This window comes from Cyclobacterium sediminis (assembly GCF_054781075.1).
In genome coordinates this window covers 51,551-76,754 of record NZ_BAAGVC010000011.1, presented here as the reverse complement: position 1 = coordinate 76,754, position 25,204 = coordinate 51,551, and the positions used below count along the sequence as shown (strand labels likewise).

Annotated in this window: 22 protein-coding genes; 16 read left to right on the top strand and 6 right to left on the bottom strand. The window is 38.8% G+C overall.

Annotated elements, in window-relative coordinates; translation table 11 throughout:
- Window positions 1–15: 15 nt before the first annotated feature.
- Complete coding sequence (locus tag ACYVHJ_RS13335) at window positions 16–1,827, top strand: ABC transporter ATP-binding protein (RefSeq protein WP_460515538.1); 1,812 nt, start codon at window positions 16–18, stop codon at window positions 1,825–1,827.
- Here the strand turns inward: ACYVHJ_RS13335 and nadC are convergent.
- Both nadC and ACYVHJ_RS13325 read right to left on the bottom strand, forming a co-directional pair.
- On the bottom strand, window positions 1,784–2,662 hold the full coding sequence (gene nadC, locus ACYVHJ_RS13330; RefSeq protein WP_460515536.1) for a nicotinate-nucleotide diphosphorylase: 879 nt from the start codon (window positions 2,660–2,662) through the stop codon (window positions 1,784–1,786). The genes ACYVHJ_RS13335 and nadC overlap by 44 nt on opposite strands.
- Before the next feature lie 43 nt (window positions 2,663–2,705).
- Entirely contained in the window at window positions 2,706–3,107 is a 402-nt protein-coding gene (locus ACYVHJ_RS13325) for a DUF4783 domain-containing protein (RefSeq protein ID WP_339901551.1), read from the bottom strand.
- Between the two features lie 248 nt (window positions 3,108–3,355).
- Here ACYVHJ_RS13325 and gpmI point away from each other — a divergent pair, with 248 nt between their 5' ends.
- Together gpmI and ACYVHJ_RS13315 are read left to right on the top strand one after the other, a co-directional pair.
- Window positions 3,356–4,885: a 2,3-bisphosphoglycerate-independent phosphoglycerate mutase gene (gpmI, locus tag ACYVHJ_RS13320; RefSeq protein ID WP_339901549.1), complete on the top strand. Its 1,530-nt coding sequence runs from the start codon at window positions 3,356–3,358 to the stop codon at window positions 4,883–4,885.
- Between the two features lie 5 nt (window positions 4,886–4,890).
- The gene (locus tag ACYVHJ_RS13315) at window positions 4,891–5,454 is read left to right on the top strand and encodes a hypothetical protein (RefSeq protein ID WP_339901547.1); all 564 of its coding nucleotides are present in this window, start codon (window positions 4,891–4,893) and stop codon (window positions 5,452–5,454) included.
- Window positions 5,455–5,791: 337 nt separating this feature from the next.
- Here ACYVHJ_RS13315 and ACYVHJ_RS13310 read toward each other — a convergent pair whose 3' ends face one another.
- The 3 genes from ACYVHJ_RS13310 to ACYVHJ_RS13300 all read right to left on the bottom strand — a co-directional run bounded on the left by ACYVHJ_RS13310 (window position 5,792) and on the right by ACYVHJ_RS13300 (window position 9,835).
- Window positions 5,792–7,315 (bottom strand): sodium:proton antiporter, encoded by a 1,524-nt coding sequence (locus tag ACYVHJ_RS13310; RefSeq protein ID WP_460515533.1) that lies wholly within the window; start codon window positions 7,313–7,315, stop codon window positions 5,792–5,794.
- 178 nt (window positions 7,316–7,493) lie between these two features.
- Window positions 7,494–8,720, bottom strand: coding sequence for a Glu/Leu/Phe/Val dehydrogenase (locus ACYVHJ_RS13305; protein WP_460515531.1), 1,227 nt, complete (start codon window positions 8,718–8,720; stop codon window positions 7,494–7,496).
- A gap of 17 nt (window positions 8,721–8,737) precedes the next feature.
- Window positions 8,738–9,835, bottom strand: coding sequence for an anhydro-N-acetylmuramic acid kinase (locus ACYVHJ_RS13300; RefSeq protein WP_460515529.1), 1,098 nt, complete (start codon window positions 9,833–9,835; stop codon window positions 8,738–8,740).
- A gap of 105 nt (window positions 9,836–9,940) precedes the next feature.
- Here ACYVHJ_RS13300 and ACYVHJ_RS13295 point away from each other — a divergent pair, with 105 nt between their 5' ends.
- From ACYVHJ_RS13295 to ACYVHJ_RS13235, 13 genes are all read left to right on the top strand, one after another.
- Window positions 9,941–10,666 carry a type III pantothenate kinase gene (locus ACYVHJ_RS13295; protein WP_460515527.1) on the top strand — a complete coding sequence of 242 codons (726 nt, stop codon included), beginning with the start codon at window positions 9,941–9,943 and terminating at the stop codon, window positions 10,664–10,666.
- Window positions 10,653–11,948, top strand: a complete 1,296-nt coding sequence (locus ACYVHJ_RS13290; protein ID WP_339903705.1) for a hypothetical protein — start codon at window positions 10,653–10,655, stop codon at window positions 11,946–11,948. The genes ACYVHJ_RS13295 and ACYVHJ_RS13290 overlap by 14 nt, the downstream gene beginning before the upstream one ends.
- Window positions 11,949–11,959: 11 nt before the next feature.
- Window positions 11,960–13,264, top strand: coding sequence for a tetratricopeptide repeat protein (locus ACYVHJ_RS13285; RefSeq protein ID WP_339903704.1), 1,305 nt, complete (start codon window positions 11,960–11,962; stop codon window positions 13,262–13,264).
- Between the two features lie 382 nt (window positions 13,265–13,646).
- On the top strand, window positions 13,647–14,252 hold the full coding sequence (lptC, locus tag ACYVHJ_RS13280) for an LptA/OstA family protein (RefSeq protein WP_460515523.1): 606 nt from the start codon (window positions 13,647–13,649) through the stop codon (window positions 14,250–14,252).
- Window positions 14,253–14,261: 9 nt separating this feature from the next.
- Window positions 14,262–14,480, top strand: a complete 219-nt coding sequence (locus ACYVHJ_RS13275; protein ID WP_303613007.1) for a hypothetical protein — start codon at window positions 14,262–14,264, stop codon at window positions 14,478–14,480.
- Window positions 14,480–15,739 carry a hemolysin family protein gene (locus ACYVHJ_RS13270; RefSeq protein ID WP_303613006.1) on the top strand — a complete coding sequence of 420 codons (1,260 nt, stop codon included), beginning with the start codon at window positions 14,480–14,482 and terminating at the stop codon, window positions 15,737–15,739. Before ACYVHJ_RS13275 ends, ACYVHJ_RS13270 begins: the two co-directional genes overlap by 1 nt.
- 94 nt (window positions 15,740–15,833) lie before the next feature.
- Entirely contained in the window at window positions 15,834–17,948 is a 2,115-nt protein-coding gene (locus tag ACYVHJ_RS13265; protein ID WP_339903702.1) for a SurA N-terminal domain-containing protein, read from the top strand.
- A gap of 96 nt (window positions 17,949–18,044) precedes the next feature.
- Entirely contained in the window at window positions 18,045–18,311 is a 267-nt protein-coding gene (locus tag ACYVHJ_RS13260) for a DUF493 family protein (protein WP_303613004.1), read from the top strand.
- A gap of 12 nt (window positions 18,312–18,323) precedes the next feature.
- Entirely contained in the window at window positions 18,324–18,554 is a 231-nt protein-coding gene (locus ACYVHJ_RS13255; protein ID WP_339905381.1) for a 4a-hydroxytetrahydrobiopterin dehydratase, read from the top strand.
- Between the two features lie 7 nt (window positions 18,555–18,561).
- Window positions 18,562–19,242, top strand: a complete 681-nt coding sequence (gene rsmI, locus ACYVHJ_RS13250; RefSeq protein ID WP_460515519.1) for a 16S rRNA (cytidine(1402)-2'-O)-methyltransferase — start codon at window positions 18,562–18,564, stop codon at window positions 19,240–19,242.
- Window position 19,243: 1 nt separating this feature from the next.
- The gene (locus tag ACYVHJ_RS13245; protein WP_460515517.1) at window positions 19,244–20,035 is read left to right on the top strand and encodes an inositol monophosphatase family protein; all 792 of its coding nucleotides are present in this window, start codon (window positions 19,244–19,246) and stop codon (window positions 20,033–20,035) included.
- 231 nt (window positions 20,036–20,266) lie between these two features.
- A complete protein-coding gene (locus ACYVHJ_RS13240) occupies window positions 20,267–20,875 on the top strand; it encodes an NADPH-dependent F420 reductase (protein WP_339905376.1) in 609 nt (202 codons plus the stop codon).
- A gap of 340 nt (window positions 20,876–21,215) precedes the next feature.
- Window positions 21,216–24,227 carry an AsmA family protein gene (locus tag ACYVHJ_RS13235; protein WP_460515514.1) on the top strand — a complete coding sequence of 1,004 codons (3,012 nt, stop codon included), beginning with the start codon at window positions 21,216–21,218 and terminating at the stop codon, window positions 24,225–24,227.
- 6 nt (window positions 24,228–24,233) lie between these two features.
- Here ACYVHJ_RS13235 and ACYVHJ_RS13230 read toward each other — a convergent pair whose 3' ends face one another.
- Window positions 24,234–25,157 carry an AEC family transporter gene (locus ACYVHJ_RS13230; protein WP_339903427.1) on the bottom strand — a complete coding sequence of 308 codons (924 nt, stop codon included), beginning with the start codon at window positions 25,155–25,157 and terminating at the stop codon, window positions 24,234–24,236.
- Window positions 25,158–25,204 lie beyond the last annotated feature (47 nt).

Here is a 25,204-nt window from a genome sequence, read left to right as displayed (position 1 = left end):
AAAATAGTATTATCAATGGCTAAGCAAAGAGGTTTACCTATAGAAGAAAGCGACAAAAGAAAATTAAATAAAAAGAACTTCGAAAAGCTATTTGGGATTTTCAGGTTTGCCATGGCTTATAAAGTGCCATTTATCATTGGGATGGTCTTTTTGTTTTTCTCCAGCTTGATGTTATTGACTTTTCCTTATGTAGCAGGTAAGTTAATTGATGCCGCTTCAGGGAAAGATTGGATAATAAATGATATCAATGGAATTGCCTTTGTATTGATTGGGATATTATTTATTCAAAGTATATTTTCTTTTTTTAGAGTTTGGCTTTTTGCGAAGGTCAGTGAAAACTCCATGCGTGACATTAGGGTAGCATTGTATGAGCGCTTGGTGAAATTGCCAATGACATTCTTTGATCAGCGAAGAACGGGTGAGCTTATCAGTAGGATTACTTCCGATGTCACAATGCTCCAAGACACTTTCTCTATAACCTTGGCAGAATTGCTAAGACAAATCATTACACTTATCGCCGGGATAATCTTTCTGTTTTATACCACACCTCGGCTGACTCTTTTTATGTTAATTACGATTCCGGTATTGGTGGTAATAGCGATGATATTTGGGAAATTCATAAGGAAGCTATCCAAGAAAACCCAAGATACCCTTGCCTCAGCCAATGTGGTGGTGGAAGAAACCTTACAGTCCATTGCGACAGTAAAATCATTTACCGGTGAAAATTATGAAATTAACCGTTATAGAAATAAGCTCAATAGTGTAGTGGAGGTTGCATTAAAAGCTGCAGGATTTAGGGGTGCTTTTATTTCTTTTATTATTTTCGCTCTATTTGGAGGTATCGTAGCTGTAATATGGTATGGGGCTACTTTAGTAAGTGCAGGAGAGATGAGTGTGGGTGACCTCGTCTCCTTCGTTTTGTATACCACATTTATTGGTGGGTCTATTGCCGGTTTGGGAGATATTTACGGACAAATTCAAAAGGCCATTGGTTCTTCTGAAAGAGTGTTAGAAATTTTAAATGAAAAAACAGAAGAGCAAAAAAGCCTAAGCCCGGCAAGTCCTATCCAAGGATCTATTCGGTTTGATAAGGTAATGTTTCATTATCCCACCAGGCCTGAATATCGGGTGTTGGACGGGATATCCTTACATGCACAACCGGGAGAAAAAATTGCGCTGGCAGGGCATAGTGGAGCCGGAAAATCTACCATTATTCAACTGTTGCTTAAGTTTTATGACCTGGGTAGCGGAGCCATTTTATTGGATGAAAAATCCATTGCAGATTGGGATCCTCAGGGTTTAAGAAAGAATATTGGAATGGTGCCACAAGAAGTTTTGTTGTTTGGTGGGTCTATCCGAGAAAACATCAGGTATGCCAAGCCCGGTGCCAGTGATGACGAAATAGTAAAGGCTGCCAAACAGGCCAATGCATTGGAGTTTATTGATAAATTCCCTGATGGTTTTGATACTTTGGTAGGTGAACGAGGAATCAAATTGTCTGGTGGGCAAAGACAAAGAATAGCCATTGCCAGGGCAATATTAAAGGATCCTGCCATTTTAATATTGGATGAAGCTACCTCCTCTCTAGATGCCGAAACGGAATCCTTGGTTCAAGAAGCATTGGATCAATTAATGAAGGGAAGAACCACCATAATTATAGCACATCGATTGTCCACCATAAGGAAGGTAGATAGGATTTATGTGATCAAAGATGGGAAAGTTATCGAAGAAGGAAACCATGAGGTATTAAGTGTCAAAGAAGGCGGACATTATGCGCATTTAGTTAATCTTCAGTTTGCGGATGATACTTTACGGCCTTTAAGCTAATGTCTAAACTTTGAACCTGATGGGTAAGAGCCCCCACTGAGATAAAATCGACTCCAGACTCGGCCACAGCGACGATGGTGCTTTCATTAATTCCCCCGGAGGCCTCGGTTGTGTATTCTTTATCAATAAGCTTAACCGCCTCTTTCATTTCTTGGGGCGACATATTGTCAAGCATGATGATGTCTACACCGCCTAATTCAAGTACAGCCTTTACCTCTTTTAAATTTCTGGTTTCAATCTCTACTTTTAGGTCCAGCTTATGTTTTTTCAAATAAGCTTGGGTAGCATTGATTGCTTCAGCTATTCCTCCAGCAAAATCAATGTGGTTGTCCTTGAGCATAATCATGTCATACAGCGCATACCGATGATTTTTTCCTCCCCCTATTGCCACTGCCCATTTTTCCAGCATTCTGAAATTAGGAGTAGTTTTGCGAGTGTCCAGTAACCTGGCTGCTGTATGTTGAATTAGTTGATTGAAACGATGCGTTTTGGTGGCAATACCACTCATTCTTTGCATGCAGTTCAATACCAGCCTTTCAGTAGTAAGTATGGATTGGGCGCTTCCTGAGACGGTTAGACCAATATCACCATGGTTTACAGCATCCCCATCCTTCATCAGTAAGTCTACTTCCAGATTGGGGTCATAGTGATTAAATATCCTTTTAGCCAAGGTCAATCCGGCAATGATTCCTTTCTCTTTAATTAAAAGGCTTGCTTTTCCTTGTTGATTGGAAGGCACGGATGCCAATGTGGAGTGGTCACCCACACCTACATCTTCCTTAAGTGCGGCATCTATAAATTGATTTAACCCTTCTGCTGTAATATAGTCTTTCATGATAAGTCAAAAATAAGAAAATATTTCCTACCAACAGGATAATTTATTTCTTAACAAAATCAAGACTATTTACCAGCCATCTTCCGTTATCTTGTTCTTTGCCCTTAATCAATACACTATATTGATTGTTGACAGAAGTGTAAGTACCTATTAGAAAGCTGTTTTTAGCATCAATTTTTTTTTCTTTTTGTAATTTAAAACTCCTTGCCGGTTGGTTCTTGAAAAATTTGGCCAGAACAATTTCTGCCTGATTTTTTGAGAAATCTTTCTTGTTATTGTCAAATCGGATTTCAACCATTTTGCCTAAAAAAGAAGAAAGGGCTTTACTCGAACCCTTTTGAAATGCGGTGATGAGTGATGCATTTTTCTCTTGTGCCAAGCCTACAAATAAATGGGCAAATAAGAAAACACCTAGAAGTAAAAATTTTGAATTAAAGCGTAACATTTCAAATCTCTATCAAATTCCAGACCAATATATCAGTAAAATGAAATTTTGTTTAAGGAAATTTTACAAGGTTTATTTTTGACCATCCCTCATGGATAATATTCCTCAATTTGCTGACCTCTATCTTTAATTGTCTTATATTTGCGTGGTAATGGATGAATTACTGGAATGCGTATACTAATGAATTTTAGGTGCAAATACAGTGCTTCTTTCGGAATTTTATTTGATAGAAACCAATAGAAAAAGACATGGATAAAAAAGTTTTATTGATGATACTAGATGGATGGGGTATTGCTCCTAATCCGGAAGTTTCTGCTATTGATAAAGCCAAAACGCCTTTTATCGACAGTTTATTTGAAAAATACCCTCATTCTAAATTAGAAGCTTCAGGTTTGGCAGTAGGTCTGCCTGAAGGCCAAATGGGCAATTCAGAGGTTGGTCACATGAATATCGGAGCCGGTAGGGTGGTTTACCAGGACTTGGTTAAAATAAATAATGCAGTAAAAGATGGGGATTTAAATGATCACCCGGTATTAAAAGAAGCATTTGCTAAAGCCAAAGCCAATGGTAAAAAAGTCCATTTTCTCGGGCTGGTATCTGACGGGGGGGTGCATGCGCACATTTACCATCTAAAAGGGCTATGTGATGCTGCCAAGGCCAATGGTTTGGATGAAAATGTATTTATACATGCCTTTACCGATGGAAGGGATACTGATCCAAAATCCGGCTTAAGGTTTCTGGAAGACCTTAAAAATCATTGTGAAAATTCCGCAGGGAAAGTGGCTTCTATTGTTGGTAGGTATTATGCCATGGATAGGGATAGCCGATGGGAAAGAGTCAAATTGGCATATGATGCCATGGTCAACGGTGAAGGTGAAAAATCCAAAGACATGTTGTCTGCAATTCGGAAATCCTATGCCAATGGGGTGACGGATGAATTCATAAGACCCATCATTCAAGTGGATGAGGAAGGCAAACCTTTGGCGTCCATAGAAGAAGGAGATACCGTAATATGTTTTAATTTTAGAACAGATAGGGGTAGAGAGATTACCGAAGTATTGACACAAAGAGATTTTCCTGATTACAACATGAAAAAGCTTGATCTCGATTATGTCACTTTTAGTAGGTATGACGAGAAATACAAAGATATAGGAGTAGTTTTTGAAAAGGATAACCTCAAAAATACCTTAGGAGAAGTTCTCGAAAGAAATAATAAAAAGCAAATCAGAATTGCCGAAACCGAAAAGTACCCGCATGTAACATTCTTCTTTTCCGGAGGTAGAGAACAAGAATTTGAAGGGGAAAACCGAATATTGTGCAATAGTCCTAAAGTGGCTACTTATGATTTGCAACCGGAAATGTCGGCCTTTGAGATTGCAAAAAAGATCAACCAGGAACTTCCCAAAAAAGAAGCTGATTTTATTTGTTTGAATTTTGCCAATGCAGACATGGTAGGTCATACGGGGGTCTTTGATGCGGCAGTAAAGGCCTGTGAGGCAGTAGATGAATGTGCTTCTTCAGTAATTGAAGCAGCCCTTGCCAATGATTATACCATTATTGTTATAGCCGATCATGGCAATAGTGATGTCATGCTTAATGAAGATGGCACACCCAATACAGCTCATACCACCAACCTTGTGCCTTGCATCATGGTAGATAAACATGACCAGTTACAGGTAAATGACGGTAAATTAGGAGACTTGGCGCCAACAATTCTTCAATTAATTGGTGTAGACAAACCAAGCGAAATGACCGGAGACGTTCTTCTGAAAGGTTAATTACCATGGGCAATTGCCAAAAAGTATTGTGTCTTTTTCTAACGCTGGGCTGTTTGGTTTCTTGCAGTGATGAGGAAAAAGTGGTGTTTGCTAATCCTACACAGATTGAAGCCTACTTTCCACTTTCCGATTTCTTAGAAGAAAATATCGAAAAGCTTGGCGCTGCGGAAGTCCACAAAGAAATTCGCTTTAATGATGAAACTGAATCGGTGAAATTTGTCTTGGATAGTTTGACTTGGAGACAGGAACTGGATTTCTTTTTCCAAGCGGATATCAACAAAGCAGCATTGGCTGCATCCTATGAAACCGAGGAGACACAAGGTCTTTTGATACACCGGCTCAAGCCTGGTGAAAAGGGAGATATCAAACGGATTGAAGTTAAAAAACAGTCGGGAAAGGTTGTGGAAATAATTATTCTCTCTGTAGTCAATAATCTTTTTTACAAGTCAACGGTAGAAGGGAAAATTGCTATAGAAGATGAATCTATTGATTCTTATTCCTTGTCCGGGGATCAAAAAGTCTGGTTTCTTCCGGGGACTAAATTAAAAGTGGTAGCAGAATTGATATAATCTGATTATATTATAATAAAAGGCCATTTAGGAAATCCTGAATGGCCTTTTATCTTTTTCACCCTCGGTGAATTAAGAGTTGTTTTGGTTTAATAATTCTAAGGGAAAGTAAAATGCTTTATTCGGCCCTATACCTTATAATATCCCTTCAATTTCATCCGTGATCTACCCTTGATTTGAATTCAATTCAGCAATAAGAGTTTTAAAGGGGCTTCCCATCGCCAAAATAATCAGGTTATTTTTATTACCCTACCTTTCAAAAGGTAGGGTAATAAATTTAAACGTTGAATTGAAGTAGATTCATAACCTCAGGTAAAACCTACTGTTTGTTTTGGTTTTAAACAAAAGCAAAGAATACCAGCCAGGTAATGAATAGGATTGGGAGCAAGATTGGAATTGAAAACCTCAATATGTATCCAAAAAAGGAAGGCATCTTTATTCCGCTTTGTTCGGCAATTGATTTCACCATAAAATTGGGTCCATTGCCAATATAGGTCATTGCCCCAAAGAAGACAGAGGCGATAGAAATGGCCATCAATTCAAAAGCAGAGTTTATATAATTGTTCAAAGCAAAGTCCTTGACCTCATGGATGATATTTATATCAGCTCCTTGAGATGCCATGGCAGCAGCCAAGAAATTCAAGTAGGTAGGCGCATTGTCTAAGAAGCCGGAAAGGATTCCTGTACCCCAATACAAGGTATTGTGTGTTATTAAAGCTGAGCCCTCTTCAGATTGAGCAAAAGCACCTACCAGCTCAAGGGCCGGCATCATGGTTCCAAATATGCCGATGAATATAAACGCGACTTCTCTAATTGGTTCAAAGTTGAATTCATTTCCGGACAAGGCTTCCTGATCTGCAAATTTGTAGGAGAAGTAAGCTACAGATAGCATGATAGCTTCTCGAAGAAAACTGAATTTCTGTCCATCATAATGTATGGCAGGCACCCATTCTAGGACATTGGGATCCAAGAATACTGAAATGATGATTACCAAAAGCCAAAGAAAGTTTTTCGTTCCTTTTAAGGATATTTTATTGCTGTATTGCGTTTGCTCTTCGAGAACCACTCCGTCTCCATTACTTCCGAATTTTCGATCCACGAAATAAAACAGTACAGCTAAAATGATCAATGCTAATATCCAAGCGGGCCAATTGTGGGCAAGTGTCCAAAAGAAAGGAACCCCTTTTAAAAACCCGAGAAATAAAGGAGGGTCTCCAATGGGAGTAAGTGAGCCACCTATATTACTTACCATAAAGATGAAAAATATGATATGGTAAGCTTGAATGTTGTTTTTATTCAGTCGGATAAAAGGCCTGATCAATAACATGGAGGCACCGGTAGTGCCAATTAGATTGGATATCAAAGCACCTGTAAGTAGCAAGAGAACATTTGCCAAAGGGGTAGACTTTTTATCCACATTAATTAAGATTCCTCCGGAGGCAATAAACAAAGAAGCCAATAAGGATATAAATTGGACATACTCTGCCAAGGCATGGACCGGATTATGGACATTGCCTAAAACAAATAAATAATAGAGCACAACCAATACGGCCAGACCAACAGCTATTTTAGGATAGTTGTGGTGCCAAAAACTTTCGTAAAATAATGGCCCGGTAGCTATCATTAGTAGTAGTACAACAAAAGGAATAACCAGCCAGGTTGGTGCGTGATGATGCTCAGTCTCATGTTCGGCAGAAGCCTCTGTATGCAAAATGTGATCTTGGGAGGCTTCGTTAGTATCGTGTTGATCTGCTTGAGCGATATACTGGTTAGTTGTTATATCCTGGGCTTGTAAATGTGCAGGTATGCATACGCTTATTAGCCCAATGAATAGGAGCCATGAAGCTATATATTTCTTCATTCACTTATATTTTTTATGTAAAGATTGATAAGTTAGGGGTTTTGATTATTGTTGGAGAATTTTAGTAGTTTTTCTTTAATTCCCTAAACTAGCTAATTTGTGGATTAGTAACCAAATAAATTCTTGGAACTGGTTAAAAAACCTGATTTTATTAATGAATTACGGGATACTGTATTTGTCATTTTAATTTATGAAGGGCTATTTCCAATGCTGTTTGTGCGATTTTAGTCTTTTTCGGATTAAAAGTGTGGCATTTTTTAAGTGCTTTATAAACGGTTTTACTCACATCCTGAAACATCGCCTCATCTGTGATCTGAGCTTTATCAGACATCAAATAGGCGGCTATTCGTGCCAAACCTGCATTTGATATAAAATCAGGGATAAGTGCAATTTTGTCATCGGCCATTTTAGTGACCGGTCCAAGGAATGTATCGTTTTCAACAAAGGGGAAATTGGCACCACAAACAATTAACTCTAGTCCTCCATTGATTAATTTTTTTAGGTGCTCTTTTTGAACCAGTCTTGATTTGGCGGCAGGAATAAAAATTTCTGCAGGCAAGTCCCAAAGTTGATCTTTCGCCTCTTCATAAGGGATTAGCCGGTCACTTACCAGTTTATTGTTTTCCTTATTTAAAAAGAGGGAGGTAATGGTCTCCGGTGCTATCCCAACCTTTTCTATAATCGCCCCTTCTAATGATAAGACCCCAATGATATGCACTCCTTTTTGAGCTAGAAAATAAGCAGCCGCAGCGCCTACATTTCCCCAGCCCTGAATAATGGCCTTCTTTCCTGAGGGACTACCTCCCCAAATTTTATAATAATGTAGTACAGCCTCAGAAAGGCCAAAACCTGTTATCACATCCCTTATTTGAAATTTTTTGGTAGTAATAGGTAAATAGTGAGGATTTTCAACAATTTTTGATAGTCCAAGCCTTAACTGACCAATTTTTCTGATTTTTTCAGCTTCCCCTTTTTTGTTTAAAGCGTTCACTATGCCTTCTTGAGGGTGCCAAAGACCAAACTCCTCGGATAAGGGTAATAATTCACTGTTTTCATCGATGTTTATTCCGGCACTTGTGCCATAGTAGCTTTTTAAAATCGGAGAGACTGCTTTGAACCAACGCTCCAGAACGCCTGCTTTTCTGGGATCTGAAGGATCAAAATTTATCCCGGATTTTGCCCCGCCAATAGCCGGACCTGAAATAGTGTTTTTTATTGCTGTGTTTTTGGCCAATCGGATCACTTCGTTTTTATCGAGTCCAGGCTTCATTCTGGTATCACCCCAAGCTGCTCCACCTCTTAGACTATTGATGACTAACCAACCTTCAGCTTCCGTTTCACTGTCATTCCATTCAAAAACAATTTCCGGATGGAGGTTCTCAAACTTTTTTAGTAATTCTCTCATGTGTTGATTTCTAAAGTTCAATTTTTATTGAAGAACCCAAAGACAGTGCCACCACAATTGTCTCTTGAGGCTCCTGTGACCGAAGCCAAGCAGTTGTTTTCGTTACGAAGCCGAAGTAAACCCAAAAAGGCAAATACCAATGCCTCTTTAAAATCTATTATCTGCTTTTCTGGAATTACTATCTTTACTTTAGACTTAATTTTACTTTCGAGCCTCTGAATAAAAAAGGTATTGTAAGCCCCTCCTCCTGTTACCAATAATTTTTGATGCATTGATGAGGCTATGGTATGGTCTAAAATCTCTCTTGCAATACAATTTGCAAAATGTTCGGATAAGGTAGCCAAAATGTCCTGGGGGGATTGAGCAGTCTGACCCAAAACAGGTAAATAGTCATCTGTTATATTTTCTCTTGCCAGCGATTTGGCACCTTTTTGTTTATAAAAAGGTAGTCCTTCCAAAGCTTCAAGAATCTCCGGAATCACAAGTCCAGATTTTGCAAATTCTCCACCTTCATCAAAAGGTTTACCTAACATCAACGCGTAGTAATTGAAAAGTAAATTGAAAGGGCAGGTATCAAAGGCGAGCCTTTCTCCATTATCATCCATTGAAATATTGGCTATTCCTCCCAAATTAAGGGCAAAATCAAATTCTTGGAAAAGTTGAGCATCGCCAATAGGAACCAATGGAGCGCCTTGACCTCCCAAAAACACATCCAATTTTCTGAAATCATTGATGACAGGTAAACCGGAGCTTTCGCTTAGGGCATAACCATTTCCAATTTGTTTGGTCATATTTATTTCCGGTCTATGGAAAACTGTATGGCCGTGTGATGCAATAGCCAGGGGGTTTAACTTGTATTGATGACAAAATTCTGCGCATGTTTGCCCCATCCATTGTCCAAATTTCATGTCAAGACCTTCTAATTCTGCTGCAGTTAACAAATGGGCTTCTTTTAGCGATTGTTCTATTTCAGGAGGAAAAGGGATGGTTTCTGCCTTGATGATTTTAAAATCCCAGAACTCATTTTTGTAAAAATCGCAGCAAGCAATGTCAAGCCCATCCCCGGATGTGCCGGACATTAGGCCTATGATGGTATAAGTACTTTGCGGTCCCATGGGTTAAAGTTTGTTAAATAAAGAAAAACTTGACCTAAAAATAACAGATCACACACCAGCCTCCAAAGTAAAATGACTAATTTTGAAGTAGATTACTTACAGGTTATGAAACAAAGACATTGGGTTGTCGATATAGGTAACTCACGCATAAAAACCGGGCTTTTTGAAAATGGGACTCTATTAGAGGCTAATTGGTTTTGGAAGCTGCATAAATGCAATGAATACCTCATGCCTGATAAGGGAGACAGGGTATTGATTACCTCGGTTAATTTGTCTTTAAAAGAATTGAAAGAGACCTTTTCCTTTCCATTCTTGTATTTTGATCATGAAACGCCCCTTGAAATCACAAATTCCTACAAGACTCCACAGACGCTTGGTCTTGATAGGTTGGCTGGTGTAATTGGCGCCAAGGCCTTTAAAGGCGAAGAGAATATTTTAGTCATTGATATGGGGACTTGCATTACCTATGATTTCTTAAATAAAAAAAATATTTATTTGGGAGGTGCTATTTCTCCGGGACTGAAAATGAGAGCTAGAGCAATGCATGAATTCACTGCCAGATTACCGCTAATAAATGTTCAAAACCAGGAGATTCCTTATTTAGGTACCGATACAGTCTCTTGTATGGCTTCAGGAACTTACCACGGAATAGCAGAAGAAATAAAAGGTTTTATTCAGCGATACAGGGAGGAATTTGGTCATGTAGAGGTCTTTATTTGTGGTGGAGATGCAGAAATCTTTGAAAGCTTAATAAAAGACCACATATTTGTAATCCCCAATTTGGTCCTGTACGGATTGGACAGAATCTTAATATACAATGTTGAAAAATAAAATACATGTAGCAACCCTGATTTTATTCATGGGATGTTTTGCTATCCACCATATCAGTTACGGTCAGTTTTCATCTTCTACCTATAGTTCTTTAGGTATCGGTGTGTTCAATAATTCTGGACTCACCCAGAACCAAGGAATGGGAGGAATGGGCGTGAGCTTTGGAAATAGCTACAGCGTAAACCATGTCAATCCTGCGGTTTCTGTAAAAAATGGAGCTTTCGGTTTTCAAGCTGCTTTCAATTATAATAAATTGACTGCGGCAACGGAGTTGTCTTCGGAAGATTTGGATGGCGGAGGCTTAAGCTATGTGGCCATGTCCTTTCCCTTAATCCCCCGAAAGTTCACCATGGGTATTGGTCTCAACCAATTGACCGGAGTGGATTATAATATTACGGTCAATTCTCCGGTAGTCAATACAGACTTAATATCCAATAACACCATCGTTGGGACAGGAGGTTTGAGCCAGGTTTATTTACAGAGTGGTTTTCAGGTATACAAAAATTTAAGTTTGGGCGTAGAAGGAGCTTATACCTTCGGTTCCACCATACGAACCAATCAATTAAACCTTTTGGATGCCGACCTAAATGCAGTAGGTATTTCTTCAGAATATTACGAAAGACTTACCTTTAGTGATGTAGTATTTAAAGGTGGGATATATTATGCCCAACCATTAGGTAACCAACAATATCTAAATGTGGGTGCCATTTATCAGGTATTTGGTAACGTTAATGGAAGTGAATTTGCGAAAATGGCAGAATCTGGCCAAGCTAGCATACCAAATAGTGTGGGAGACGTTATCGCTGATAATATTTCCGGAAGTGTTTTCATACCTGCAAAGCTAGGGTATGGTGTAACTTATGAAAAAATTAATAAATTTGCGGTTGGTGTTGAAGCCCAATTTCAGGATTTTTCCACCTATCAGGCTTTTAATGCTTCTTCATCAAGCGAAAATATGGGAAAAGCCTATAAAATTTCAATTGGTGGGCAATATATACCCAATGCCTTTTCTCTTGAAAGTTTGCTGAGCAGGTCTACAATTAGGGCAGGGATTGAATACGAACGACTACCTTTTCAGGTGAATCAAAATAATGTGGATGATATTGGCATTAATTTTGGTACTTCAATTCCGATATACAGTCTATCCCTATTGAATTTGGCATTGAAGGCAGGAACAAGAGGAACAGTAAATGATGGATTAGTTAGAGAAAATTATATAAAAGTTTCTTTAGGGTTATCAATAAATGACAACAGTTGGTTTTACAAAAAAGTATTTGAATGATGTTGACAAACATGAAAATTAAAATTGCAATTATCGGATGTTTGTCCTTCCTCATGGTTGGACTAGCTCAAGCGCAAGACGGATGGAATTTTCCGGATGATCCAGAAATGGAACAAAAAGCAAGAGAGCTAAACGCTGCGTATAATGATTACATGAATTCGGAAGATTTTATAAAGGCTAAAGCTCCCTTGAATTGGTTGCTTGTCAATGTTCCCGATTTAAATGAGGCCCTTTATATTAATGGTGTAACAGTCTATGATGGTGCTTCCAAGCAGGCCACAGACGAGGCAGAGATTAGTACCTATCAAGATTCTGTCTTAACCATTTATGATTTGAGAAAAGAGCTTTATGATAACGAGCCTCAATGGATCGTAAATAAAGCTTATTACGCCTATAGATACTATAAAGGCAATAAGGAGAAGATTGGAATTGTTACTGACCTTTTCGAAAAAGCAATAGATATTCATGGGAAATTAGATCCTTCTCAACTGAATGCAGCCTATTTTGATGCAGTCTACAGGAATTTCATGTACAATAAAGCTTATTCTCCGGAAGAAGTTATTGAGAAATATGAATTCATCATGAGTAAGCTTGATGAAGATGAAGCCGCAGGAAGTGATGTTACAACTTCAAGAGGTACCCTCGATCAGTTGTTAAATGCCATGGAAATTATCAATTGTGATTTTATCGAGAAGAATATGGGACCTAAATTGGCTGAAGATCCTACCAACCTAAAGTTGGCAAAACAAATATTTCAGTACGCAATTAAACAAAAATGTACAAGTAGTGATGTTTTCCTAATGGCACTTGAAACCATAGACAACGACAATCCTACTTTTACCACTTCTCAGGTAAGGGGTATGCGATACATGCAGAACCAAGAATATGAGAAAGCTGGTGAGCTTTTCGAAAAAGCCTTAACTTTGGCAAGTACTGACGAGGAAAGAGCTGAAATCCAATGGGATATGGCTAAGGTTCATGCGAACCTAGGTCGTAGAGGTCAAGCCAGATCTTCCGCATTGAAGGCAGCTGAGCTAAATGAAGAGTTAAAAAGTGATGCCTACTCATTCGTAGGAGGTTTAATTATGTCATCTGCATCCATCTGTAAAGGAGGTCAAAGTAGAGTAAAAGATTATTCTATCTTTATCGCGGCTTACAATGCCTACGCAGTGGCAGGAGACAGCAAAGGCATGGCCAATGCCAAAGCAAGGTTCCCTTCTAAGGAGGAGTTGTTTACAGAAGGATACCAGGTAGGTCAAACCATCAACACCGGTTGCTGGGTAGGCCAGACGGTTACTTTAGCTTCCAGAGATTAAGTATAAAATTATTATCCAATCATAGAATAAAAAAAGACGGTATAATTACCGTCTTTTTTTATTTAACCCTATCGACGCATTGTGATTCTATGGTAATCACAAGACACTTTTTTGTTAAACCATTCTTATGTTAGAGGATTCAGGATGGCTGTCCGGAACTTTCTCAGCGGGTGTTAAATCACAAGGAAATCCGGCTCCTTGAAGCAATTTTGTCCTAAATAGAAGAGCTGTTGTATGTTTCCGGTTAAAAACCCTTAATCTATTTGCCGGATGTTTTTCGCCGATTACCTCAATTTTAGGTAAGACTTATGAGTGGTCATGGATAATCCACCTTGAAAAAATAAAATTCCTCCCAAAATGTCCTTACCTTTGTAGGGAAATTATGTTTAGTAATAGTTTGAGCATTCGATATTTGTGCCGTCAAATCTTTGGAAAGGTGACTAAAATTAGTGCAACAAGTACAGGTTTTAGATGTCTGTGGTTTGCTGTGGCTGTATTGGGTAGTGTTGCCTGCAGAGAGGATGTGGATAAAACCCAATTGGCTACCTATGAAGGCCCTTACCGGACAAGTTATGAGGTTGAACTTCTTCACAGTGACTCGGCGATTGTAAGGACCAAGTTAATGGCCGACACGCAGCTGGAATTTAGAAATGGTGATGCGGAATTTCCTGATGGGATAGTCATTCATTTCTACGATAAGGAAGGTGAATTAAGCACAACCATTCGCGCCGATAGAGGCTATATGGAAAGAAAAACCAATATTTATAGAGGGGAAGGTGATGTGCAGGTACATAACATTGAAAAAGAACAGAAATTAAATTCCGAAGAGCTGTTTTGGGACAAAAACAAAAAGAAAATCTATACTGAAAAATTCGTTACAGTGGAAGAGCCTGACCGAATTATCAAAGGTACAGGAATGGAAGCTGATGAAGGGTTTAATCAGTATAAGTTTACAAAGGTGTCGGGCGTAATAGATAATGTTCTTTAAAATAATAAAATGAAAATAAGTAGTGCAGTTTTATTATCTCTAGCAGCCGCCTTGGTGGTGATAGGAGCTCATTTAACCATAAAGGCAGGAATCGTGGCTTCTTATCCACTTTTCATGTTTGCTATAGTGCTTTTATTTTGGCACATGTACCAAAGGAATAAAATGGAAGAGTCAAAGCCGGAAGAAAAAAAACCGGGTAAGCATAAAAGTAAACGCAAGAAAAATTAATGGACAGTAATTATTTACTTTTAGTACTCATCAGTCTGTTTTTTTCTGCTTTGTTTTCAGGAATGGAAATTGCCTTTGTGTCAGCCAACCGTTTGCAGATAGAGCTTCAGGGAAAACAAGGTAAGTTTTCCGGGAAAATTTTAGCCGGGTTTATCCAGAATCCCGGACAGTTTATTGGTACTTCCTTGATGGGAAACACCATTAGTTTGGTGCTTTATGGTATTTTTATGGCCTATTTATTAGAGCCACCTTTGAGTTTGTTTTTACCCGAAGCGATCAATACGCAAGCAGGGATTATGATTGTTCAAACCATATTGTCTACCCTGATTGTATTGGTTACTGCAGAATTTATTCCAAAGAGTATTTTTATACTGAATCCCAATAGGTTGCTTGCCTTTTTCTCTTTGCCATTTGCTGTGATTTACTATTTGATGTATCCGGTAGTTTGGGTGGTAGTAGGGCTGTCTAAATTTGTTATCGTTAAGGTGCTTAATCTGGACTATAATGATGATAAACCTGCCTATACCATCACAGATCTAAATAGTTTTATCCAAAACTATATGGACACCAAAGGGGAGGATATTGACATTGATGCCAAAATTTTTGACAATGCTGTAGACTTTAAAAAAGTAAAGGTTAGAGAATGCATGGTCCCGCGAACAGATATAGTGGCGATGGAGGTGGAAGACCCTATTTCCGATTTAAGAGAATTGTTTGTAGAAAGTGGGCATTCAAAAATTATTATTTATAAAGAAACCATTGATGATGTAATAGGTTATTGTCATCACCTTGAGCTATTCAAAAAGCCCAAAGAGATAGAAGACATTTTGACCCCTATCATTATTGTTCCCGAATCTGCTTTGGCCAATGAATTATTGGTTCAATTTATAAAAGAGCGGAAGAGCCTTGCCTTGGTAGTGGATGAGTTTGGGGGTACAAGTGGGATAGTGAGCATGGAAGATATCATAGAGGAGATTTTTGGAGAGATAGAAGATGAATATGATAACGATGATTTAATTGATCAAAAAGTAGCTGATGGAGAGTATCTGCTCAGCGCTAGACATGAAATTGATTACCTGAATGAAAAATATGAATGGAATTTGCCTGAAGGAGAGTTTGAAACACTGGCGGGATTTATACTCTCCTTGACAGAAAGTATTCCTCAAAAAGGAGAATTTGTTAGCTATGGACCTTTTACTTTTACCATCGTTTCCAAGCAAGATCATCGAATAGATACAGTAAAAATTAAGATAGAATAATCAACGTTGTAGAAATACTTTATTTATAGATGCGGTAATATTTTGAATTTACCACTATATGTAATTATTTTGCGACACTTCAAAAAATAGGAGAATGGCATTAATTAAAGAAATTAGACAAAGAACAGGTCTTGCGATCGGTGTGATCGCTGTAGGACTTATATTCTTTTTAGTAGGAGGTGACCTTTTAGGACCCAACTCAATGTTATTGGGATCCAGCAGAACGACTGTTGGCGAAATTGCAGGAGAAGACATTTCCTACGAAGAGTATGTTCAGAAAATTGAACAAACCAAACTCAGTTTTCAGCAAAACACTGGGAGAACCCCTTCTGAGAATGAACTTTCAAGTATCAGAGACCAAGCATGGCAAGCGCTTATTGTTGAAAAAATATTTGCCCAACAATATGAAGAGTTAGGCCTAGAGGTTTCTGATGAAGAGCTTGTTGATATGGTTCAAGGTAAAAACATCATCGGAGAACTAAGAAGACAATTAACAAATCCGGAAACAGGTGAATTTGATAGGTCTCAGTTGATCACCTTTCTTCAATCCCTAGAATCTGCCGATCCACAACAACAAATGTTTTGGGCGCAACAAGAACAGTTGTTTGCAGACTCCAGATTAAGAATCAAATATGACAATATGTTGGCTACTTCCGAGTATGCTACTTCTGTGGAAGCCAAAATGCAACACAAAATGGCCAATACCATCGCGGATGTTAGTCATATTCAAATTCCGTACTATGCAGTGTCTGATTCTGTTGTTTCTCTTTCAGAGGGAGAGATAAAGTCTTTTATTAATGAAAACCAAGATAAATATAAAGTGGAAGAAAGTAGAAGCGTTAAGTATGTTCGCTTCCCCTTACAGCCAAGTGCTGAAGATTCCGCCACAACCTTGGAAACGATTAACAATTTAACAGTAGAGCTAAAAGAGACACCATCAGATTCTGCATTTGTAATTAGAAATTCAGAAGCAGCCAATCCATTTGTTACGGTTAATCCCGGAGATCCATTGCCTGTTAATTTCACTAACAACGTGGATGATCCTGAAGTAGGCGTAGTATATGGGCCGTTCTTGAGTAATAATTCAAGTTATGTGAGTTATAAAATTACAGATAGCTATGAAGGTCCGGCCAGAATGAGAGCCAGTCATATTCTTTTGAGTACTGAAGGAATGGATGAGGATGCCAAAGCAGAAGTGAAAGCCAGAGCTCAAGAAGTTTTGGATGAGGTGAATGAAACCGGAAACTTCGAGGTGGCAGCTGCTCAATACGGGCAAGACGGAACAGCCCAACGAGGAGGTGATCTTGGATGGTTTTTTAAAGATAATTTTGTTACCGAATTTGCTGATGCCGTTTTTGCTACCAAATCTCTTGGTGTAATTAATAAATTGGTGGAAACGGAATATGGATACCATATCATCAAGGTTACCGAATTGCCTCAGACCAAGCATCAAAAAGTAGCTGTTCTTGAGCTAGAGCTTATTGCCAGTGATATTACCAGAAATGATATTTTCAGAAATGCAGATTTCTTTGCAGCCAATTCTGATGATGCAGCTTCATTTGAAGAAAATGCAAGTACCGAGAATTACCAGGTATTGGTTGCCAATAATGTGGGAGCCAATGCAAGGACGCTAAACAATATGGCCTCTGCTAGGGAAATCGTGAGATGGGCATTCAATGATGCTTCCATTGGAAAAGTATCCACTGTCTTTGAGTTGGATGACGCCTATGTTGTTGCGTTATTGACGGGAATGACTGAGGAAGGAGAGGGAACAATACAAAACCCTGAAATTAGGGCACAAGCCACTATCGCCTTGAGAAATGAGAAGAAGGCAGAAATAATAAAAGAAAAAATCAAAGGATTGGAGACATTAGAGGCCATTAAAGAAATTTATCCTGATGCTTCTATTGGGACAACTCCTGATTTGAAGATGAACGCGAGTGTGTTGCCAGGCATTGGTTTTGCCCCTAAAGCAATTGGCGCAGTCTTTGGTCTTCAAAACTCAGGAGATATGACAGAGCCTATATCCGAAGATATAGGAGTGATCGTAGCCAAGCTTAATAGCATAATACCGGCGACTGAAATAGCTGATTACACCCGTTACCAAAATGAAATTACAGCGAGTGCTTCTCAAAGAACTGCTTATATGATAATGATGGCAATGGAAGAGCTTGCCGGAGTAAAAGATTATAGGTACAAGTTCTTTTAAGATACTTGAAAGGTTAAAAAAATCCCATTCTGAACTCAGAATGGGATTTTTTGCTTTCTAGGGATTTAATTTTAAGAAAAATTGGTTGATTAATTGATGGAAAAAATAGCGAATAATTCAACCTTCAAAGAGAAGCTGGAAAAAGAAACCAGTTTCCCTACTTTGTACATGTTTAAATTTATTGTTCCCAATGGCAAAGAAAATGAGATTGGAGTTTTGTTGCCCAACAACGAAATGGTTTTAAAACCCTCCTCTAAGGGTAAATACGTTAGCGTGACGATCAAATCAATGATGCCGAATAGTCAGTCGATCATTGATGTTTATGAAAAAGCAGCAAAAATTAAAGGAGTAATTGCACTATAAATATTTGATAATATGTGGAAAGAAGCCGATAATAAATTAGTTAAAACTTTTGAGTTTAAAGATTTTAGTGAAGCTTTCGCCTTTATGACTCGGGTAGCCCTATTGGCAGAGTCTCAGCAACACCATCCCAATTGGAGCAATGTGTACAATAAAGTAGACATAGAACTTACAACCCACGATAAGGGAAACACTGTGACTGAAAAAGACCGTGAATTAGCCCAAGCCATAGACCGTTTAATTTAATATGTCCATGGAGTCAGGAATTGGCCTTTATTTAGTACCTACACCCATTGGAAACCTTCGGGACATTACCTTAAGGGCATTGGATACGCTCAAGGAAGTAGATGTGATTTTAGCAGAGGATACAAGAACCTCAGGCAAGCTGCTAAAACATTACGAAATCAAACGTTCTCTAGAGAGTTACCATATTCACAATGAGCACAAGAGCATTGCCAGGCTTATAGAAAGAATGAAACAGGGAACTGTTTTTGCGCTGATAACCGATGCAGGTACACCCGGAATATCTGATCCTGGGTTTCTGCTGGTGAGGGAAGCGATTGCTGCTGATATAGAGATCTGCAGTTTGCCCGGTTCCACTGCCATTATCCCTGCTTTGGTTAACTCAGGACTTCCGAATGACCGATTTGTTTTCGAAGGGTTTTTACCCCATAAGAAGGGCCGAAAAACCCGTATAGAAGGTTTGGCAGAGGAACGTAGAACCATGGTGTTTTATGAGTCTCCTTACAGGCTGATTAAAACGCTGAATCAATTTTCTGAAGTCTTCGGGCCTGAAAGAGAGGCATGTGTGAGCAGGGAATTGACAAAAATTCATGAAGAGAATGTAAGGGGAAGCCTTACCGAACTCATAGATTATTATTCAACCCACACCCTCAAAGGTGAAATTGTATTAACAGTTGCAGGAAAAAAATAATATGAATCTCCAAGAAGTTACTAAAAAAGTAGAAGCTGTTGCCAAAAAGGCAGGCGCATTTATCAGAGAAGAAAGCAAAGGTTTCAGCCTAAATAAAGTTGAACAAAAAGGCTTCAATGACTTGGTTTCCTATGTAGACAAAGGTGCAGAAGAGATTATTGTCAAAGAATTGGCTGAGATTGTACCTGAAGCGGGTTTTATTACAGAGGAAGGAACAAGGTCAGATAAAAATAAACCTTTAACCTGGATTGTGGATCCTTTAGACGGTACCACCAACTTCGTTCATGGAATACCGATGTACGCAGTGTCTATAGCACTTGCCAGGGGATCTGAGATCATTGTTGGTGTGGTGTATGAAATCAACCTTGATGAATGTTATGCAGCATATGAAGGAGCAGCATCTACCTGCAATGGGAAACCTATAAGGGTTAGTGAAGCCGATGCCTTAGGAGATAGTTTGGTGGCAGCAGGTTTTCCCTATGATGATGGAGGGAAGCTGGAAGAGTATTTACAATTGCTGAAATTCTTTATCAAAAATAGCCACGGTCTTCGTCGCTTGGGTTCAGCAGCTGTAGATTTATGCTATGTGGCCTGTGGCCGCGTGGAAGGTTACCTGGAGTATAATTTACAATCTTACGATGTCGCTGCCGGAACATTAATAGTGAAACAGGCAGGAGGAAAGGTTACCGATTTTTCCGGAGGAGATAATTTTATATTTGGTGGACAGATGTTGGCCTCCAATACCAAGCTACATGGGGTTTTTGAAAAGGCACTTTCGGAAAAATTCCTTTAAAAGTAGGATTAATTGCTTCTTAAGACTTGTGATTAACTACAAAAAACATAATTCAAAGAAATTAATTTCATATGTAAAAAAATAATTTGTAATTTAGCTACAATTGATTAGCTTTCAATTATTTAATATTTAACAACCTGTTTTTCGGACTTATCACCCCTCGTTCAACTTTAGCTGAGCATCGCGTATTTTACCGAAATAGGCTGTTCACTATTTAACAATTCGAATAACATGAATATAGGAATTTTAGGCGGTACTAATTTGGCGACAAATTTAGGCAATAAGTTTATTGCTAGAGGAATGAATGTGGCTTTCGGGGTCAGGGAGGGATTCAGTACCCGGAAAGTAGAATGGAGAATTCTAAAAATGCATAACCACAATGTATTAAACTACGCTGAAGTGATTTCAAACTCAGATGTGGTAATCATTTGTTGTGAAAACGAGTTTTTGCCCGTGGTATGCAAATACATTAAGGAATACAGTTCACCGGATATGTTGATTGTTGACAGTACAAATGGAGTGAATGATGAAAGTGTGGTTTGCAACACCACGCTTATTAGGCAAGAGACAGGACATCAGCACGTATTCAAAGCCTTCAATAACCTTGGGCTTGATTATCCCAAATCCGACCCTTTGGAGCTGATCAAAGAAACTTACTTCTGCGGAGATGATACCAAAGATAAATTGGTAGTAAAAAAATTAATTGAACTGATAGGCTTTAAAGCAATTGATGCCGGTACAATCAAGAATGCTCCCTTACTTGAGGCCGTTTACCACCTTAGTAAAGAGATATCTACTGCCAAAGCCGGAGATTGTCATTTTAGGTTAATGTCAGTTTAGTTGCCACCCTCTCCAATTTTTAATTATTTTTTAGGATACTTTGTTTTTATCGGTATCGTTTTTGTTGTTCATAGTTGAGCAAATAGAACCCCATTGTGGTTTGTTCTATTGAATCACTGTTTTCCTTTTTTCTAGGAACCAATATAGGTTCAAAATATATTGTTTCTCCTACTGTTGGATTCCGAGTAAAAGGAGTGCATTGTTATTTGAAAATAATGATCTTGCCCAAATAACTTTATTGCCTATTTTCGTTTAAATTATCAACAGGGTATGTGTGCCAATGAAAGGAGCTCAGATCAGATTTTCTTAAAGTTTAAATTTTTCTATTAATTTATTCACCATGAAAAAAATTGCTTATTTTATTTTTGCATTGTTTGCGCTTATTCTTTTGGTCTTGGTGGCCGTTCCCTATTTTTTCAAAGATAGAATCTTTGATAAGCTGGATGAAGAACTTGAGAAGAGTGTGAATGCTACTGTATACTACGACAGAGATAAAGTTAGTCTAAGTGTTTTTAGTCACTTTCCAAGCTTGTCTGCAGGATTAGGGGATTTTGGAATTAAAGGCAACCCACCCTTCCAAAATGACACTTTAGTGCATCTAGGGGAAATGCAGGTTGATCTGGATATATGGTCCGTTATATTTAGTGACAATCCAAGTTTGGAAGGAATTCGCTTGAAGGATGGACAATTTTATGTCAAGGTATTAGAAGATGGGCAGGCCAATTATGACATCATGTATGAAAGTGAAAAGGAAGAAGTCGTGGACACGACCACATCAAACTTTCAATTGGGAATTGATTTAATTGAAATTGAAAACCTTGACTTTATCTATGATGATCGATCCCTGGATTTTCTAATGGTTATGTCTGAAATGAATTTTGAAGGCAGTGGAGATCTCACCCTTGATGTTTATGATTTGATGGTGGCCGGTGAGGGGAATATTGTCAATGTGGCCTATGAAGGAGTGGAATATTTGACCAATAAAGTACTAGCCATAGACTCGGAAATCAGTGTTGACCTTGAAAACATGAAGTTTGGAGTTGAAGAGGCAAAGTTTAAATTGAATGACTTTGGTTTTGGAATTGATGGATATCTTGCTATGCCTGGGAATGATATAGAGATGGATGCCAAGTTTTATGGACAAGACAATGATTTTAAAAGTGCCCTTTCTTTGGTTCCCGGGGTTTATTCGTCCTCATTTGATGAGCTGAAAACCTCCGGTGAAATGGATTTTTCCGGAGCATTAAAAGGAACCTACAATGAAAATTCTTTTCCTGCTTTTCAGTTTGGTCTTGTAATAAAAGAAGGGATGTTTCAGTATCCAGACCTTCCAAGACCCGTTCAGCATGTAAACATGGATTTAAAAGTTGTCAATGAATCTGGGGATCTGGACTATACGAGCATTGATCTCTCCACTTTTGCCCTCCAATTTGGAGAACAGCCGGTTTCAGGAAGATTAAAAATAAAAGATTTGGTCAGTTATGAGATGGATGGCCAACTTAAAGGTGAATTGGATTTATTGGAAATGTCTTCAATTTTCCCAATTGAAGACATGGAGCTTAAGGGGAAGCTGGCCATTGATGCCACCGCCAAAGGAAGGTATGATAGTGTGGCACAAATTATTCCTGTAATCAACGCGAATATTGATTTATCAAACGGGTATGTGAAAAGTGAGGCCTATCCGGCCCCCATAGATAATATTAATGTGCGCGCAATAGCTAATAATAATACAGGCCAAATGAATGATTTTGCCATTGATGTTCCTTCATTTGGCTTTGAGTTAGAAGGGGAGAAAATCGAAGGAGCTTTAAAGTTTAGTGACCTGGAGGAGATGAATTATGATCTCGCCGTACACGGAGCTGTTGATTTAGGCAAGATTGCCACAATTATTCCTATGGAAGATGTCTTGCTGGAAGGTAATATTCGGGCAGACTTGGATGCTAAAGGAAGCTATGCTGCCATTGAGGCGAACCGTTTTGGAGCCCTTGACACCAAAGGGGAAATGGTGGTCAATGATTTTTATTATGCAGATAAAGATTATCCGCAAGGGATTAGAATCAATGAAGCTTCTGCCAACTTCAGCCCAAAAGCTATCAATCTTACTAAAATGGATGCCCGATTGGGAGAGAGCCCTTTGGAAGCTACAGGTACTTTGTCTAACTATATGGCATTTTTATTAAGTGATGAAGGAAATGAGCTCAAAGGGAATTTGTCCGTTTATTCTAGTAATTTCAACGTCAATGAATGGGTGACAGAAACTGAAAGCGTCAATGAAGATACTACCTCTTTGGAGGTCATTGCATTGCCTGATAATATTGATTTTATTATGGATGTGAGAGCAGACAAAATTTTTTATGATAACCTTACGCTTAACAATGCGCAAGGGAAAATGAAGATCAAGGATGCTGTACTTTCTCTGGAAGGGTTTAAAACAAATATGTTGGGAGGCTCAATCGCATTTGACGGGAGTTATAATTCAAAGGATATTACAAAGCCCTCATTCGACATGACGCTGGATATCAGTAAATTGGGTGTGCAAGATGCGTTTAAGTCGTTTGTGACGGTCCAAACATTTGCTCCTATAGCACAGCATGTAACAGGGAGTTTCTCAACAAAATTCTCTTTTTCCGGCTTATTGGGGCAGGACATGATGCCTGTTTTATCAAGCCTTGATGGCTCAGGCTTAATCAAACTGGCCGAAACGGCTATCAAAGATAGTCCCCTTATCCAAGGGATTACAAGTTTGACAAAATTGGAAGATACGGCTACCATTAGTTTAAAGCCCATGAATATTTCAGCTAGAATAGAAGATGGTATGCTGAACATCCCTCCCTTTGAATTGCAATTATGGGACTACCCTGCAAAGATCCAGGGTAGCACCGGCTTTGACGGTCGGATCAATTATCTGGTTGCCATAGATGTTCCAGCGAGTAAGTTTGGTTCAAAGATCAATGGTTTGGTTACCAGTTTAGTTGGAGCTGACTTGTCAGATACCAATGTACCATTGGCTTTTAATATTGGTGGTAGTTATGCCCGTCCGAATGTAGGTTTGGCCTCTTCTGAGACTTTGGACAGCTATATCTCTAATGCCTTGAAAAGTAAAGTAAGCGGAGAGAAGGAAGATGTACAAGAAAAAATTGCTGCTGACTTCAAAGCAAAAGAAGACAGTTTAAAACAAGAGTTTAAGGAGAAATCTGAAGTGGCCAAAGACAGCTTGGTTCAAGAAGCCTCCAAGTTGGTGGATCAGACCAAAGAAAAAGCAGTCAATGAGGTGAAAAACCTGCTCAAGGGATTCACCAATAGGAATAAGCCGGCCACTACAGAGCAGAAAGAAACGCCTAATCCCGAATAACCAGGGCTAGCGAAAATATTCCAAGAGGTAAAACCAAAAGGTAAGGGTAATTACCGAAAGAGGAATACCTACTCCCACCAAAAGTGAGGCTAGTTTTGGACGGAGATTGTAATTGGTCGCAATTATTGAAGAGGTGATCATGGAGGCCATGGCCGCTTCCATGACACTTACTTTAAAAATTAGGTTTTGATCCGGGTTATTCACCGGAATCCAATGATAAATGACATATATTAAAGCAGGGATTAGGATCAGTTTATGGGCAAGTCCATACCAAAGGTAATTGTCCTTGATGTCTGAAACTTTAATTTTTATTTGTAATCCCACGGCAATTAAAGCGATGGGAGTAAGCGTTGCAGAGAAACTCTCAAGCACTTTTTCCACCACGCCTCTGATTTCAATTTGAAATATATTAAGTAAAAGAGCCAGAATAAAGAATAAAAAGGGCGGAAAGAGTAACATTTGCTTGGAGATATCTCTTTTCCTCATTTTTTCCGATCCGTACAGAGAGGCTACAATAATGGCAAGGCTACTGACCACTAGAAAAGAGCCGGTTTGATCAATAAGGACAGCTATTTTTAGTCCTTCAGCTCCATATATGGCTTCGATCACAGGGTAACCAATAAAACCGGTGTTGGAAAGCCCCCCGCATATAATCAGGCATCCAATGGTTTTATTGTCCCAGCCAAAACGTTTGCCTAAGTAGCCAAAAAGAATCCAGGTTATGGTGAAAATAATCCATCCCACCGATACCGGCAGTAGCAATTCCAAACCTAGGTTCAACTTTGAGATGTGCAACAAAGAGACAGCAGGTAAAACCACATATATCAAATAAGCATTCAATGCCTTGGGTGCTTCTACCGGAAAATTTCTGACTTTCTGTAGAATCAAACCTATGAGAATGGAGGTGATAACGATAAGTATGTTTGCCATAGTATTGGAATCTTTGAGCCCATGTAAAATCAGTTTGGGCGACCAAT